This window comes from Pseudoalteromonas sp. SWYJZ12 (assembly GCF_015864395.1).
GTDB classification, from domain to species: Bacteria; Pseudomonadota; Gammaproteobacteria; order Enterobacterales; family Alteromonadaceae; genus Pseudoalteromonas; species Pseudoalteromonas arctica.
In genome coordinates, this window is the sequence record NZ_JADYXH010000002.1 from 24151 (window position 1) to 40536 (window position 16386).

General features: G+C 37.6%; 17 protein-coding genes. 14 read left to right on the plus strand and 3 right to left on the minus strand.

The window, feature by feature from the left end:
• Positions 1-83: 83 nt before the first annotated feature.
• Positions 84-2453, minus strand: coding sequence for a GGDEF domain-containing protein (locus I6F42_RS02415; RefSeq protein ID WP_010553384.1), 2370 nt, complete (start codon positions 2451-2453; stop codon positions 84-86).
• A gap of 290 nt (positions 2454-2743) precedes the next feature.
• On the opposite strand from I6F42_RS02415, the gene pyrC reads away from it, so the two are divergent.
• From pyrC to I6F42_RS02460, 9 genes are all read left to right on the plus strand, one after another.
• Positions 2744-3796: a dihydroorotase gene (gene pyrC / locus I6F42_RS02420; protein WP_010553385.1), complete on the plus strand. Its 1053-nt coding sequence runs from the start codon at positions 2744-2746 to the stop codon at positions 3794-3796.
• A 440-nt stretch (positions 3797-4236) separates the two neighbouring features.
• Positions 4237-4440 (plus strand): cold-shock protein, encoded by a 204-nt coding sequence (locus tag I6F42_RS02425; protein WP_002961702.1) that lies wholly within the window; start codon positions 4237-4239, stop codon positions 4438-4440.
• Positions 4441-5537: 1097 nt separating this feature from the next.
• Positions 5538-6308 (plus strand): DUF3450 domain-containing protein, encoded by a 771-nt coding sequence (locus I6F42_RS02430; RefSeq protein ID WP_010553386.1) that lies wholly within the window; start codon positions 5538-5540, stop codon positions 6306-6308.
• Between the two features lie 6 nt (positions 6309-6314).
• Positions 6315-7679, plus strand: a complete 1365-nt coding sequence (locus tag I6F42_RS02435) for a MotA/TolQ/ExbB proton channel family protein (RefSeq protein ID WP_007583865.1) — start codon at positions 6315-6317, stop codon at positions 7677-7679.
• Positions 7679-8203: a MotA/TolQ/ExbB proton channel family protein gene (locus I6F42_RS02440; protein WP_002961709.1), complete on the plus strand. Its 525-nt coding sequence runs from the start codon at positions 7679-7681 to the stop codon at positions 8201-8203. Before I6F42_RS02435 ends, I6F42_RS02440 begins: the two co-directional genes overlap by 1 nt.
• Positions 8204-8217: 14 nt before the next feature.
• Positions 8218-8622, plus strand: coding sequence for a biopolymer transporter ExbD (locus tag I6F42_RS02445; protein ID WP_007583867.1), 405 nt, complete (start codon positions 8218-8220; stop codon positions 8620-8622).
• Positions 8622-9239 (plus strand): energy transducer TonB, encoded by a 618-nt coding sequence (locus tag I6F42_RS02450; protein ID WP_007583869.1) that lies wholly within the window; start codon positions 8622-8624, stop codon positions 9237-9239. The genes I6F42_RS02445 and I6F42_RS02450 overlap by 1 nt, the downstream gene beginning before the upstream one ends.
• Before the next feature lie 11 nt (positions 9240-9250).
• A complete protein-coding gene (locus I6F42_RS02455) occupies positions 9251-10510 on the plus strand; it encodes a tetratricopeptide repeat protein (RefSeq protein WP_010553387.1) in 1260 nt (419 codons plus the stop codon).
• Positions 10511-10571: 61 nt separating this feature from the next.
• Complete coding sequence (locus I6F42_RS02460; RefSeq protein WP_197150720.1) at positions 10572-11615, plus strand: hypothetical protein; 1044 nt, start codon at positions 10572-10574, stop codon at positions 11613-11615.
• A 16-nt stretch (positions 11616-11631) separates the two neighbouring features.
• Here the strand turns inward: I6F42_RS02460 and I6F42_RS02465 are convergent, their stop codons facing one another.
• Both I6F42_RS02465 and I6F42_RS02470 read right to left on the minus strand, forming a co-directional pair.
• Positions 11632-11958, minus strand: coding sequence for a TraR/DksA C4-type zinc finger protein (locus I6F42_RS02465; protein WP_024590816.1), 327 nt, complete (start codon positions 11956-11958; stop codon positions 11632-11634).
• A 61-nt stretch (positions 11959-12019) separates the two neighbouring features.
• Positions 12020-13000 (minus strand): tRNA-dihydrouridine synthase, encoded by a 981-nt coding sequence (locus I6F42_RS02470; protein WP_007583877.1) that lies wholly within the window; start codon positions 12998-13000, stop codon positions 12020-12022.
• Positions 13001-13225: 225 nt separating this feature from the next.
• Here I6F42_RS02470 and I6F42_RS02475 point away from each other — a divergent pair, with 225 nt between their 5' ends.
• The 5 genes from I6F42_RS02475 to apt all read left to right on the plus strand — a co-directional run bounded on the left by I6F42_RS02475 (position 13226) and on the right by apt (position 16384).
• The gene (locus I6F42_RS02475; protein ID WP_010553389.1) at positions 13226-13759 is read left to right on the plus strand and encodes a hypothetical protein; all 534 of its coding nucleotides are present in this window, start codon (positions 13226-13228) and stop codon (positions 13757-13759) included.
• Positions 13760-13826: 67 nt separating this feature from the next.
• The gene (locus I6F42_RS02480) at positions 13827-14684 is read left to right on the plus strand and encodes a DUF692 domain-containing protein (RefSeq protein WP_197150723.1); all 858 of its coding nucleotides are present in this window, start codon (positions 13827-13829) and stop codon (positions 14682-14684) included.
• Between the two features lie 36 nt (positions 14685-14720).
• Positions 14721-15473: a DUF2063 domain-containing protein gene (locus tag I6F42_RS02485; RefSeq protein WP_024590819.1), complete on the plus strand. Its 753-nt coding sequence runs from the start codon at positions 14721-14723 to the stop codon at positions 15471-15473.
• 72 nt (positions 15474-15545) lie between these two features.
• Positions 15546-15668 (plus strand): hypothetical protein, encoded by a 123-nt coding sequence (locus tag I6F42_RS20300; protein WP_002962301.1) that lies wholly within the window; start codon positions 15546-15548, stop codon positions 15666-15668.
• A 170-nt stretch (positions 15669-15838) separates the two neighbouring features.
• The gene (apt, locus tag I6F42_RS02490; protein ID WP_007584093.1) at positions 15839-16384 is read left to right on the plus strand and encodes an adenine phosphoribosyltransferase; all 546 of its coding nucleotides are present in this window, start codon (positions 15839-15841) and stop codon (positions 16382-16384) included.
• Positions 16385-16386 lie beyond the last annotated feature (2 nt).

Here is a 16386-nt window from a genome sequence, read left to right on the forward strand (position 1 = left end):
CATTTTGCTTTTTAGCTTTAGTTTAGGTTAATGGATGAGTATATACGTAATACCTAAGCCAGCGACCAACTCGCTGGCTCTTTTTATAAAGGCTTATTAATAAGTAATATGGCTTCTTTGGCTGCGACCGGTTTTGACTTTAAAAAACCTTGGCCATAGTCGCACGCGGTCGATTGTAAAATGGCTAATTGTTCAAGTGTTTCTATCCCTTCAGCAACAACCTCAAGTTTTAATGATTGCGCAAGTGATAAAATGGCTTCAACAAGTGGGTTGGTGGAATCTTGTAGGTGGTCAATAAAGCTTTTATCTATTTTTAAAATATGAATAGGCAGTTGGTGCAAGTAGCCCAGTGCTGAATAACCCGTTCCAAAATCGTCAAGGCACAATTTTACTTTTAAAGGTGAAAGACCTTCTATTATTTGAGTGGCGAGTTCTAGATTTTCTATTAAGCCTGATTCGGTAATTTCTAAACATAAAGAACCCAGAGGTAATTGGTATTTATTATAAATAGAATGTATTTGCGCTACAAAATCGAGGCTTGCAAAATGTCGTGACGATACATTAACCGTTACTTTCAAAAAGCGATGACCTTGCTGGTGCCAATTAGAAATCTGCTGAGCGGCTAAATCAAGTAAATGTAAATCAAGATTTATAATTTGCCCTGTAGTTTCAGCTATCGGTATAAAGTCATTAGGTGGTACAAATCCTTTTTTTGGATGATGCCAGCGCACAAGTGCTTCAAATCCGACAACTTCACTTGTGGTAATTGTAAAAATTGGCTGAAAATAGAGTTCAAATTCGTTGTGTTCTATACCGTGTTGCAAGTCGTTTTCGATATCGGCATGGGTTTTAAGTTTTTTACGCATCGTGTTATTAAAAAACTTAACTTGTCCACGCCCGGTGGATTTTGCTTCATACATAGCAGCATCAGCTTGTTGCAGTAATATATAAGCTTTATCGTTTATGTTGTCGGTATAGGCAATACCAATACTAGTAGAAGCTTGAAGTAAGTGGCTATCTACATTTAGAGGTTTTGATAATGCGCTTTTAATTCTGTTTAAAGCTTCATTAACTTGGTTTTTATGTGTGATATTTTCCATGAAAATAGCAAACTCATCACCGCCTAAACGAGCAAATGTATCTGTGCTTCGTACTGTACTTTTAATTAAGTCGCATATTTTTATAAGAAAATGGTCTCCGACCTCATGCCCCAGCGAATCATTAATACTTTTAAAACGGTCAAAATCTAGATACAGCAGGGCATGGCTAGTACTTTTTTTAGCACGCGTTAAACGTAAAATAGCATGCTTTATTCTCTCAATGAGTAATGAGCGGTTAGCAAGGCCGGTAAGCTCGTCATGCAATGCTTTATGTTCGAGCTCTTGTCGGGCTAGTTGTCTATCAATTGCCATACTTATTTGGCGACTTACGTAAGTTAGAAGAGCGCTGTCGTGTTCGTTGTATTGCAGTGTTTTATCGTAGCTTTGTACAACAATAACACCGCTTATACGATCACTTGTTTTAAATGGAACACCCAACCAAGACTCTGATTGCCTCCCTACCATCTTAAAATCACCGTTATCAATATGACTTTGAAAGGCATCTTTATTGAGTAATAAGGTTTGCTCTGTTTGCAGTAGGTAATATGAAGCAGTGTCTTTTAGCTGTTCTTTAGATATTTTTTGATGTGTTTTGGTGTTTATGCCTTCTTCAACTATATAAACAAGGTCAAGTATATCTACTTTTTTGTCATATAAAGCGATAAAAAAGTTATCAGCACGAAGTAAGTTATTAATAATTGAATGCAAAGCTTCAAAGAAGGTATCTAAGTCGTTAGCTTTGTAGGTTAGGTTAGCTATTTGTAATAAGCTATTTTCTAATTTCTGTGCGTTGTTAAGTTGCTCAACTGTTTTTTGTAAGTTATTTACCGTATTTACCTGGTTAATTTTAGCACTGAGTAAGTGGGCAACTGTTGTAAGAATTTCAAGGTGTGCGTTTGTAAAGTAGCCTTTAATAGGATGCTCACAATCAATAACACCTAAAACTTGTTCTTTATATATAAGAGGGACGCATAGTTCTGATTGGGCAGGGCGCTCATCTGCGATATAACGGCTATCTTTTGTTACATCATCGATAACTACGGCTTTACCAGTTGTGGCTACAGCCCCAGTAATTCCTTCACTAAAACGTATTACTTTACGTTCGGCTTGATATTTATCACGGGCGTGAGCAATACCCATCGAGGCAACTTGATTTAATGTATAAGCATTGTTATCGGCAAGGTAAATAACGCAATCAACAAATCCTAAACGGTTTACAACATGCGTTGTAACATACTCAAATAACTCTTCTAGTGTATCGAGTTGTAATAAGCTAGATGAGAACTGATTGATAATACTCAGTTGATCAGTTTTTATTTCAAGTGCTCTTGAGGCATCATTTTTGTAAGACATAGGCAATTTATATTATTCTTTTTATTTTTAAATACGTAGCTAAGTTAACCTAATCTTGGATTTTGTACAAAATAAAGCGATGAGTGGTTTTAATTGGCTGTAAATTATTATGACGAATGGCTTTAATTAATTGTAAGTAATAACAATGGCTAATCCCAATTGAATTGGAGTATTAAGCTTTAATTACACAACTCGGTAATGTCATCAACATATGCATTATTTTTAATAAAATCTTTACTCGAAAACATCATATGCCTATGATCGAATAAATTCAGCCTTGGAACAAAGTAATGACAAGCAATAATACAAACTCTGTAACAACCCTTACTATCACTCGCCCAGATGACTGGCATGTACATTTACGTGATGGCGACCAGCTAAAGGATACTGTACGAGACATTAGTAGATACATGGGTCGCGCTATTATTATGCCAAACCTTGTTCCGCCGGCAACATGTACTGATACCGCTCTTTCCTATCGAGAACGTATTATGGCAGCAGGCCCACAAGGTGCCTTTGAGCCTTTAATGGTACTTTACCTCACTGATAAAACGACACCAGATGAAATAAAGAAAGCAAAAGCAACGGGCAAAATAGTAGCTGCAAAGTTGTATCCTGCTGGCGCTACAACCAATTCTGATTCGGGTGTTACATCAGTCAAAAATATTTACCCGGTTTTAAAAGCAATGCAAGAAGTAGGTATGTTGCTGTTAGTACACGGAGAAGTTACTGATTCATCAATTGATATTTTTGACCGTGAAAAAGTATTTTTAGATACGATTTTAGGGGATGTGGTAAGTGACTTTCCTGAACTTAAAATTGTACTAGAGCATATTACAACTAAAGATGCAGTAGAGTTTGTAGTTAATGCACCTAGCAATGTAGCAGCAACAATTACAGCTCATCATTTGCTTTATAATCGTAATCATATGTTAGCGGGTGGAATTCGCCCACATTATTACTGTTTGCCAATCCTCAAACGTAACATTCACCAGCAAGCATTAATGGCCGCAGCTATAAGTGGAAATAAAAAGTTTTTCTTAGGAACTGATTCTGCACCACATTACAAAGATAAAAAAGAAGCTGCTTGTGGTTGTGCTGGTGCATATACGGCTCATGCCGCTATTGAGTTATACGCTGAAGCATTCGAAGACGCTGGAGCTTTGGACATGCTTGAAGGATTTGCAAGCCACTTTGGTCCTGACTTTTATGAGTTGCCGCGTAATGCCGATACAATAACATTACAAAGAAAACCATGGGACGTACCTGCAAGTTATACCCTAGGCGACTCTGAAGTTGTGCCTATAAAAGCAGAAGATACTATTGATTGGTCTGTTAAATAGTTAATATTTTATATTTAAACCAAAAGCCGCTTAATTTTTAAAGCGGCTTTTTTGTTTGTATTTTTGATGTTATTGAAGCGTTGTTTGACAGTATTGTTGTCGTAGAGGGCTTTTATACGCGTTTATAGCAATATATATTACAATAATACTTTATAGTTTTTGCTTGGAAATTAGTCAGTTAAAGGCGATTTAAAACAAATTTATATTTTTAATAAATAATTCCCAATTAATAGAGCGAAAAAAAATATAATGTGTTAATCTTACCTTGCTTTGAGTTTTTATGTATTGAATTTACGGATATTGTGCTGCGTTTAAGGTTACCGGTTAGGTTATTACTTGTTCCTGTACTGTACCTCCATATTTTTGAGCATTGACTCAGGGAGGATATTGCCATAATAATATGGCTGAATTTTAATTATTGACTTACAGGAAAATTTAGTATGTCGGTTACTGGTAAAGTAAAGTTTTTCAACGAAGCTAAAGGCTTTGGTTTCATTGAACAAGAAAATGGTCCTGACGTGTTTGTACATTTCAGCGCAATCACTGGTTCTGGTTTTCGCACTCTTAGCGAAGGTCAAGCAGTGACATTCAGCATCAAACAAGGTCAAAAAGGCCCTGAAGCTGAGAACGTAGAAGCAGCATAATTTATTATGTGAACTCTAGTTCATCTTGGTGAAGCAGGTCTCTGTTTCACCATAATTCCTCTCTATGTACATAATTAATAAAATCCTTCTTTTTAAATCCTTGAACACAAATTTCATATATTCTTAAATCTTCTATTTTAATACAAACCTAAAATTCAATTATCTGAATAACTTATACAATCGAACCACTTTCTATCGCATTTAAAACATCCCTTACAATTTATCCAACTGATCCGATACTTATATACATAAAAATGATGCCAAATAACAATCTGTGTAAATTTTAGTGTAAGTCTTGCTAGTGCAATCAGGTTGAAGTTTTGTACTTTAACTATAAATGGGCAAGGGAACCTCTATAGGCCTCTGATAGCTTATTATGGAAGCGTTAGGCATCATTTATAGTCCATTATTATTAAAGTTGAGCAACTTTTTGTGATTAACTTTGTTACTAAATAAATTTAACTGTTAAATAGTATTAATGAGCACTCTAAAGCGGTAAATGTAACTCGTCTAATTATCGAAAGCTATTTGGCTATTTCAGGCCTTGCTAAAAGAAACTTATTATTACTATTTATGGGAAACACGTTTTATAAATGGCTTTAGGTATTGCGTGCATAAAGCAAGGTGGGCGGTATTAGAGATTATCCAGTGTTGTTTTTTTGTGCGACAAATGGTTTGTTTTTTCAGATGAAGTGTTATTGGGGAGATAAAATGTGCTGAAATCGTTTAAAAAATAACTTTTGTTATATCTATCTATATTTTTTTTTGTTTTTTTTCAGTGCGAATTCAGCTTTGGCTAAATGTTGCAATAATGTTGTTTTATGTCAGTACAATGCGAATAAATACACCCCTCAAAAGGCTTTAATCGAAATATTAAGCAAAAGCTTAGTTGCAATAATGTTAACAGTTGTGTGCTAGTACTTTTGTTTAAGCATTAACTTAGCTATTTATTTGCAGAGATTAGTAAACATCAAGTTGACAGCGCTAATTGCATTTAGCATTATTGGAAGGTTGATATCTATTAAAAGATATCAGGGTTGTTCTCTTCGGAGGATAATTAAATTATAAAAGTAACATTACTTAATTGGTTGGGAACTATGTCTGTTAAAATCAGAAAGAGTCTTGTAGCAACTGCGTTGGTTGGCGCATTTGCATTTGCAAGCAGCAATGTGATTGCAGATCCTTTGAATGACGTGCAAAAAGCAGGTCAACAAATTCAAAAGGCTGCGGTTAAGTCTCAAACTAAAATTGACAATGTATATGGTCAAACTCAGGAGCTAATCGCTGAGTACCGTAGCGTTGTTGATGAGACTGAACTTATGAAAGTGTATAACGATCACGTGTCGCGCTTGGTTGATAGCCAAAACGCGTCTATTGAATCGTTTGATCGTCAAATCGCTACGATTGATAACACGAAACAAAACGTTGTGCCTTTGATGTATCGCATGATCGATACGCTTGAGCAATTCATCAAAGCGGACGTTCCATTTAATCTAGAGACGCGTTTAGGACGTGTTGAAAGACTACGTGAAATCATGGTTTCTGCGTCTGTAACGACGTCTGAAAAATTCCGTCAAGTACTTGAAGCTTACACTATTGAAACAGCATACAGCTCACTTGTATCTGCTTCACAAGGTACACTAGAAGTTGATGGCAAAAGTATTAACGTTGATATCGGTCAGTTAGGTCGTATTACTTACGTTGCTCAGTCTTTTGACTTGAAACATGCTTGGGTGTGGGATAACAACACTAAACAGTGGAAAAAATTAGGTGAAGAATACCTAAAACCTGTTAAAGAAGTTATTCGTATGGCGCGTAAGCAAGCGACATTAGAACTTGTTAAACTACCTATCTTTGGCGCGGAGTAATCAATAATGAAGAAACTATTTAAAGGTTTTGCTGTTGCCGCAGTACTAACTGTTTCTGCAGGTACCGCGTTAAATGCACATGCAAATACTGGAGCTCTAGATAAAATACTTGAGCAAGTAAAGCAAGAGCGTATCTCTGAAGGTAAAATCGATAAGAAACGTGAACAAGAGTTCTTATCAGATCGTGCTGACAAGCAATCTTTACTTAATAAAGCTAAAAGCCAACTTGCTTCTGAGAAGTCTCGTGGTGAAAGCTTAACTAAGCAATATGCACAAAATGAAAACACGTTAGCTGAAAAAGAAGCAGCTCTTCAAAGTGCTCAAGGTACTTTGGGTGAGATGTTTGGTGTTGTACGTCGTGCAGCTCAAGACGCTATCGGTTCTATCGAAGCATCACTAGTTAGTGCTGAGAAACCTGGCCGTGCAGAAATCTTACGTTCATTAGCTGCTGCTAAAGAACTTCCAACTGTTCGTGAACTTGAAGAACTTTGGATTTCACTTCAAACAGAAATGACTGAATCAGCTAAAGTTTCAACTTTTGAAACTGAAGTTGCTGGTCTTGACGGTAACCCGTCAATGAAGAAAGTAACGCGTATCGGTAACTTTAACTTAGTTACAGACGATGGTTACTTAATTTATTCACCAGAAACTAAGTCTATTCAGCCTCTAGGTAAACAGCCTGATAGCTATATTTTAGACGGTATCACTGATCTTGAAAATACATCACCAGATAACTACGCTGGTGTTTATATCGATCCGACTCGTGGTGCTATCCTACGTATCAACACTCAAAAAGCGACACTTATGGAATACTTCCATCAAGGTGGCGTAGTTGGTTATATCATTACAGCTTTACTAGCTTTAGGTATGCTAATTACTCTAATTCGCTTTGTTGACCTTACACTTACTACTAGTAAGATTAAGAGCCAGCTTAAAAATGTTGCTACACCGAATACAAATAACCCACTGGGTCGTATTCTTAAAGTGTACCATGACAACAAGAACCAAGATGTTGAAAACCTTGAGCTTAAACTTGATGAAGCGATTCTACGTGAAACGCCGCGCATCGAAGCTGGTATCAACATAATTAAGATTCTTGCTGCAATCGCACCGTTACTAGGTCTACTAGGTACAGTAATCGGTATGATCTTAACGTTCCAAACAATCACATTGTTCGGTACGGGTGATCCGAAGATCATGGCAGGTAACATCTCTCTAGCACTTGTAACTACAGCGCTAGGTCTAATTGCTGCATTACCACTAATTCTACTTCATGCTCTTGTAGCTGGTCGTAGTAAGTCGGTATTACACATCCTTGATGAGCAAAGCGCGGGTATCGTTGCTACTCACGCGGAGAAGGAGAAAGCCTAATGCTAGTCCTGATGGAGATATGGGAATCTATCAGGGATTTTGTTGGCACAGGCGGCCAGGTTTTATACGTGGTCGCGATAGCACTCTTTCTGATGTGGGTTTTAATGATTGAGCGCTATTGGTTTCTACTTGCAGAGTTTCCTCGCACAGCGAAAGAAATTGTAGCAAAGTGGGATGCCCGCCAAGACACTACGTCTTGGTACGCACACAGAATCCGTGAAGCATGGATTTCTGAAGCGTCTGAAAAATTAGATCAGCGTATGTTGTTGATTAAGACATTAGTAGCTGTTTGTCCTTTAATAGGCTTACTTGGTACTGTTACTGGTATGATCTCGGTTTTTGAAACCATGGCCAACCAGGGTACGGGTAATGCACGCTTAATGGCATCAGGTATTTCAATGGCAACAATCCCAACAATGGCTGGAATGGTTGCGGCACTATCTGGAGTATTTTTTAGCTCACGTCTTGAGACAAAAGCTAAAATGGTGAAAGCCAAACTTATTGATAGTATGCCTCATCACTAGAGAGAGAATTAAATATGGCACGTAAACAACGTTTTCGTGAAGAAGAAGAAGCAGCGGTTGATATGACGCCAATGCTTGACATCGTATTTATCATGCTTATTTTCTTTATCGTAACTACATCGTTCGTTAAAGAGGCTGGTATCGAGGTCAATAAACCAAAAGCTGCCCAAGCTACTAAGCAAAAAAATGCTAACATTTTTATTGCTATTCGTAGTAACGGCGAAATCTGGGTTGATAAACAACAAATTGATGTTGAACGTATTTCAGCAAAAATCGAAAGTTTATTAGCAGAACAACCTACTGAAGTTGTGATTATACAAGCTGATAAAGAAGCTAAACACGGCACAGTGGTTAAAGTTATGGACCAGATTAAAGCGACGGGTGACAACCTTAGAATTTCAATAGCTGGAGATCAGTAATGATTCGTTTTCTGTTTTCACTGATTGCAGGTGGGGCAGTTACTTTCGGCTTGTTCTACTTCATGGCCTTCCTCATCTCTGGTGGGGCTGACCGTAATACGGAACAAAAAGAGCAGATCATAGTCGAAATAATGACGAATCCGCCTGAATCTAAGGTGCAGGAGAGGAAGCGTGTACCGCCTCCTCCTCCACCACCGCCAAAGCAGCCGCCTAAACCGCAGCCGCCACAGCCGGAAAATAATAATCCAAACCCTGGTGCTATGTCATTTAACATGGGTAGCATTGATGTTGGTAGTTCAGCTGGTGGACTAAGTGGTCCTGGTGCATTTGGACGAGATGGTGATGCGACACCTATCGTTCGTATAGAACCAAAATATCCAACGCAAGCAGCACGTGATGGCAAAGAAGGTTGGGTACAACTTTCATTCACAATTGATGAGTTAGGTGGAGTAACTGACGTTGAAGTAATTGACGCAGATCCAAAACGTATCTTTGACCGTGAAGCTAAACGCGCACTGCGTAAGTGGAAGTACCGTCCTAAGATCATTGACGGAAAACCACAGAAACAACCAGGTTTACAAGTTCAATTAGACTTTAAACTTAACCAAGGCAACTAAGGAGGCGAGTAATGAGAAATTTTTCTAAAGTAACTGCTCTTGCGATTCTTATGTCTGTGTCGGGTGCTACTTTAAGTGCATCTGTTTTAGCAGCGCCAGATTACGCAAAGATTGAAGAGCGTAAAAAAGCAAAAACTAAAATCATGGGCGAGCGTACTGGTAAAAAGGTAATTAAAGCATTTGACTTGTACAACGAAGAAAAAGTTGATGAAGCAATTGTTTTGCTTAGAGAGATTGAACCTTCGAATGACTTTGATAAAGCGACCGTAAATCGTTACTTAGGTAGCATGTACGCTCAAAAAGAAAAGTATGACGAAGCGATTAAGTACTCTAAGCAAGCAGTTGCCCCTGATGTTTTAAACTTTGCTGATCAAGAACAAACTCTAAAGCTGTTAGGTGATTTATACGCTGGCACAGAAAAGTATCAAGAAGCCAAAAAAGCTTATGTTACTTGGATGGATTTTACCGGTGAAGAAGATCCTACGGTTTACACGCGTATTGCCCAAGCTAACTATCAGTTAGAGCAATTTCGTGATGTTTTTGAACCAGCTGATAAGGCAATTAAACTTCAAAAAGAACCTAATAAAGGTCCTTACCAATTAAAACTGGGTGCATACTTTGAACTTAAAGATTATGCAAACATGGTTAAGATTGGCGAAGAGATTGTTCGTGTATGGCCTGATGATAAAAAAGCTTGGGTTAGCTTAGGTAAATATTACCTACAAACCGAAGACTATCAAAAAGGTTTAGCAACGATGGAAGTTGCTTACAAGAACGGTTACTTTGAAAATGAAGTTGAGTATAAAGTCTTATCTAACTTTTACTCTCTAAACGAGATCCCTTTTAGAGCAGCTGTAACGCTAGAAAAGGCCGTTAAGAGTGAAAAAGTAAAACGTACAAAGCAGAATGTTAGCGCGATTGCTAGTAACTATCATCGCTCTAAGGATCTAGAAAAAGCTGCTAAGTACTATGAAGAAGCTGCTAAATTTGATGACGACGCTGAACTTTACCGTAAAGCTGGTTCATTACTTTTACAATCTGAGAAATTCAGTGCTGCTGTTGTTCGTTTGAACAAAGCATTAGAGCTTGGCTCTGACAAAAAAGGTACTATTTATTCAGATTTAGCTGAAGCGTATTACTATCAAGGTAAGTATAAGCAAGCATATGCTGCAATTACTAAAGCTATGGATGACCCTCGCACACGTAAGTTTGCAAAAGGTTGGTCTACATATATTAAAGATAAAGCCGCTCGCAACGGTGTTAAAATTTAATTTTAATTAGCTAAAGCAACTTATAAAAAGCCCCTCTGGGGCTTTTTTTATTGGAACTACTATGTATAAAAAGCTCTCTTTTTCATTACTACTGTGCTTATTTTTAGCTGCATGTTCAAAGCAGCCTCAACCTTATGAGTCATTTGAAGACGCACAAGTTGCTTTAAAAACTTTAAACATGGCACTTGTACAACCAGACGCTAAAAAAATCGATAGGATTACTAAAGAGCAATTGGTCTTTTCTGATGCGTATTTAGTTAAACGTCATACTATTTATCAGAACCTAATGGGTATGGAGCTTAATCTCAATCAAATTGCACAAGTAAACTACTTGGTTATTGCAGAGCGCTTTCCTGAGCGCTATTTTAATTGGCCGGCTCAAGTAGACGTATTAAAAAACATGCTTGCTTTTGAGGATTCAAAAAGTACGCCGGATAATATTATTACTTGGCTTAAGTTAACCCAAGATACGCTAGACAGTGCTAAACAAAGCAATTTAAAGCTGAATAAAATTGAGCTCACACTACTACAAAGCTATGTATTGATTGCGATAGGTAGTAATGACGTTCAACCAGCGCTTAAGAGTCATATAAGAGCTTTTAGCGATTATTTAGCTAGTTACAAGCCTAGAGGTAGTGTTGGTCTGAGAGGCCTGCCAAATGGGTCACAGTGGTATCAGAGCAAACTAAATTACTTTAGTGGCGAAGTACATTCACCGCTAGAGTGGGTTACTATTTTAAATGAAAATATAAAAGTATTAGATCGTGTTGCATTCGACAGTAAATTGTCTATTTCTCATAAAAAATCGTTTTTAGTGCAGTATCTATCGAATGAAAAATTAATTGAAGGGCTTGATTGGCAGGCTGATTATCAAGACTTACCTGCAATGGCGAGCAATATGAACATGTCTGATAAAGATAAAACATTGATGCTTGCAATGATGGAATCAGATATTGGCATTCATTACCATGCGTGGACTTTGCCACAGGCAAAGGTGAATCTTATGAAACGCTTAGAAATCACCCAAGAAGAGGCTCAATATTTAGTTGAAGATATAATACTCTACCCAGGGCAATCATTTAGCTTTATACAACACATTATATAATGATTTGAAAGTGCGCTTATTGTGCGCACTTTGTACACCGTTGAGTTGCGGGGTCTAGTTCAAGTGATTTGGCTGGTATTTTTTCTTCACAGTCGCAGCAGTAGCCATATTGCCCAATTTCTATTTGGCTGACCGCCGCTTCTAATTTGGTCATGCGACTGATCAAAAACGCATACTCAGGACCTAGCTTCTCTGCTGCACAGTCTAACCATTCATTGTTTGCTGTATTATCTAAAATTTGTATTAAATGCTGATGTGTAGGGTAGGCTGATTTAGAAAGCATAGTTAATATATTTAATTTAATTTGTGCTATTTCATCGTTTAGTCTTTTTTGATGATGCATTATCAGTACAACCTTATTAAATTGGCTTCACGTTATACTGATATTATCTAGAGGCTTTAGGTTAGCCGTTATGATTTGAATCAAGTTGCGGTGCTTTGGCGTATTTATTTAATACGCTTGCCACATCTTCTTTACTTTTTAAACGCCTGATTTCATCAAATAAATCGATCGCTTGCGGGTATTGGCGTTTAAGGTAACCTAGCCATTGCTTTGTACGAGAAGCAAAATACTTTTCATCTTTTGCAGGGTCTTGATGAATAGCAGAGTGGATTAAGTGATAAATAATATGCTCCCATTGAAGGCCATCATATTGTTCATTATTTACATGAGCTTTAATTTTTTTTGCTAAATCAGGGTGCGAAAGGGCGCCACGACCAAGCATCAAATCAGTACATCCACTTCGTTTTTGGCAAAGCATTGCGTCCTCAACTTGCCAAATTTCACCATTGGCAACAACGGCAATATTTTTATCTTTTATTATTGGTGGAATTTTTTCCCAATAAGCTGGCGGGTTATAACCATCACGTTTGGTTCTGGCGTGTATAGCTACACTATTTGCGCCTGCGCTTACCACAGCATCAACAATTTCTTGGCTGTTACTGTCATCATCAAAGCCTAAGCGAATTTTTGCACTTACTTCATGTTTATCATCTACAGCATCTCGGACTGCTTTAATAATCGTATACATGTGGTCAGGATCTTTAAGCAGTACAGCACCCCCTCGACTACGATTAACGGTTTTTGCTGGGCAACCAAAGTTAAGGTCGACCCCATGAGATCCTAAAGCAATTGCTCTTACTGCATTTTCGGCTAACGGATTTGCTTCTTGGCCGAGTAATTGAACACGCACAGGAGTACCTGCTCGCGTAAATCCATTATTATGTAGTTCAGGGCAAAATCGATGAAAAACTTTATCAGGTAAGCATGTTTCAACCACTCTTACAAACTCGGTAACGCACAAATCGAACCCACCAATGTCTGTGAGTAATTGGCGCATTTTAAAATCAACGACACCTTCCATAGGTGCTAAAACAAGTTTCATAAAGTGATTAATTTTGATAAAAAACTGGACGCATAGTTTACCTGTAAATCACACATTGATAAATCTGTAATTACCAACCATATTTAATGTAGAAACCGCAAAAGTAAATATTATGAAAATAAATGAAAGTTTTTATTCTCGTACAGGTCTACTTAAGCATACAAGCAATTTAAAATACATTTTTATTGCTGAGATTTACAATACTTGATTAAAGAGAGTCACAAAATGAATACAGTTAAAAAAAATACAATCGCGTTAACTTTAGGTGCAGTAGTTGTTGGCTCTGCAAGCTTTGTATCTGCAGATGTACAAGCCAACCCATTTGAGTTTCAACAATTAGTGACAGGTTACCAACTAGACGCTAAAGAAGGTAAGTGTGGTGAAGGTAAATGTGGCGGCGATGCTAAAGATGCAAAAGCTAAAACAGAAGGTAAGTGCGGCGAAGGTAAATGTGGCGGCGATGCAAAAGATGCAAAAGCTAAAACAGAAGGTAAGTGCGGCGAAGGTAAATGTGGCGGCGATGCAAAAGATGCAAAAGCTAAAACAGAAGGCAAGTGTGGCGAAGGTAAATGTGGCGGCGACGCAAAAGATGCAAAAGCTAAAACAGAAGGCAAGTGTGGTGAAGGTAAATGTGGCGGCGATGCAAAAGATGCAAAAGCTAAAACAGAAGGCAAATGTGGTGAAGGTAAATGCGGCGGCGATGCTAAAAAAACTAAAAAAGAAGGTAAGTGCGGCGAAGGTAAATGTGGCGGTCGTTAATATCTTATTCTAAATAAGTTATGCTAAAAGGGCCTTAAGGCCCTTTTTTGATAAGTTAGAGGTAGTTATGACACAAATCCAGAGTACAGATTTCGGGATGGTGGGCCTTGGCCTACGACGAGAAATGCTTGATGAACTGCTTGAACACGTACCTAATCAAGTAGATTTTTTGGAAGTTGCGCCAGAGAACTGGTTAAAATTAGGTGGACGCTTTAAAAAGCAATTTAGAACATTAACAGATGCAAATAATTTTGTGTGTCATGGATTATCACTGTCTATCGGTTCACCCGAACCACTGGATGTTGAATTTGTTAAATCTTTAAAAGTTTTTTTTGAAGAGCACAATATAAAAATTTTCAGTGAGCACTTAAGTTACTGTTCCGGTACAGGCCATATGTATGACTTAATGCCTATTCCGTTTACACAAGATGCAATAGCACATGTTGTCCCTCGTATTAAACAAGTACAAGACATACTTGAGCAGCAAATTGCGATAGAAAATATTTCTTACTATGGCGCTCCTGGACAGCAATTATCAGAGCTGGAATTTACAAATACCATTTTAGAGCAAGCAGACTGCAAGCTTTTACTGGATGTGAATAACATTTATGTGAATTCGATTAATCATGGCTATAACGCACAAGAATTTTTAACAGGGTTACCCTCTAATCGTATCGCCTATGGGCACGTTGCAGGCCATTATAATGAGGCTGATGACTTAATAGTTGATACACATGGTGCTGATGTCATTGATCCTGTGTGGGAGCTACTGGATAAAGCATATGAAGTGCATGGCGTATTTCCAACCTTGCTTGAGCGCGATTTTAATATCCCTACCATGAATATTTTAACCAAAGAGTTAGATATAATTCATGAGCTACAAGCTAAACACATTACTTCAATGGTTTCAAAACAACGAGCTTAATATAAGCCTTTATAAATATTAAAAGAGTGCCTGGTTATGAGCTTTATTGAAATACAAAACGAATTTATGGCGCATATTCGCGAGCCTAAAAAAAATAAAAAGCCCAGCGGTATCGAAGACAGACGTATGTCCATTTATCGCGACCTATTTTTTAATAACATTGAAGGTTTTATATCATCAGGCTTTCCGGTATTAAAAACCTTATATACAGACAAGCAATGGCTGGTTCTTGTACGCCAGTTTTTTAGCGAATATGATTGTCATTCGCCGTACTTTTTAGATATAGCAGGGGAGTTTATTAATTATTTATCAAGTGATTATAAAATAAAAAGATACGATCCCGTGTTTATGCTAGAACTTGCACATTATGAATGGGTAGAGCTAGATGTATCGATTGCACACGAAGATGAGCAAGAGCAAAAATTACAAACAACAGCGCTTACTAGTTCTGCTTTGTATTTATCGAAAACGGCAAGAAATTTAAGTTATCAATTTCCGGTTCAAAATATTAGCAATCGCTTTAAACCAAAAGAGCCATCACCTCAGCCTAATTATTTTGTTGTATATAGAGATGAAGATGATGACGTTCAATTTCTGGCTACGAATGCGATGACGGCTTTGTTACTATCAATTATTGAGGCAAGTGATGGAGCGACATTTGACGACGTTTGCCAACAGGTATTCGCTCATGCACCACAGTTTAATGCAGATCAAATTGCTCAAGGCGCATTAGTTACCCTCAATGCAATGGTTGAACGCGGTGTAATTGTGACAAAAAATCAAGATTAAGGTCTTTATTGATGATTTTACATCGTCTATTATGGCAGCCTTATTTGTCGTGCTTAATAAAAGGTTGTACCAATGTCAGATGATAAAGACTTTAAAGATCCGTTCAACGCTACTTATTTTCTTGCTTTCTTAGCTGTATTTGCAGGGATTGGTTGTTTAAATGCAATATTAGGCTGGATCACTAGCTTAACTTAAAATGCATAGCGTTTATTAAGGCTGTTGCTTACTTCAGCCTTGAACCACTTTATTTTAATTACCCCCCCATAGTTAATACTTCTTTTATAGTAACGCCAAACTCGCAATTAAAGGTTAGTTAAGGTTATAATCACCTGCTTTGTAATATAAACAATTGAGCAGTTAAAATTATGACTCAAGTAACACCAGCAATTATCAAAAACAGCATAACTACAATTGCTGATTATCCAAAGCCGGGCATCATGTTTCGCGATGTAACCACTTTAATGGCAAATCCAGAAGCCTTTAAAGCAACTATTGACGCGTTTATCGCAGAATATAAAGATCAGGGTTTTACTAAAATAATTGGCACAGAATCACGTGGCTTTATTTTTGGTGCGCCACTGTCTTACGCATTAGGCATTCCGTTTATTCCAGTTCGTAAACCAGGTAAGTTACCACGCGAAGTTATTCGTCAAGATTACTTACTTGAGTACGGTGAAGACACGCTAGAGCTGCATGTTGATGCAATTGTACCTGGCGATAAAGTATTATTAGTTGATGACTTATTAGCAACTGGCGGCACAATTGAAGCCACCGCTAAATTAGTTCATAAACTAGGTGGCGAAGCCACAGATGCTGCATTTGTTGTATCACTACCAGAACTTGGTGGCGAGCAGCGCATCAAAAAAATGGGTATTAAAATCCTAAAATTGGTTGAATTCGAAGGCGAGTAATC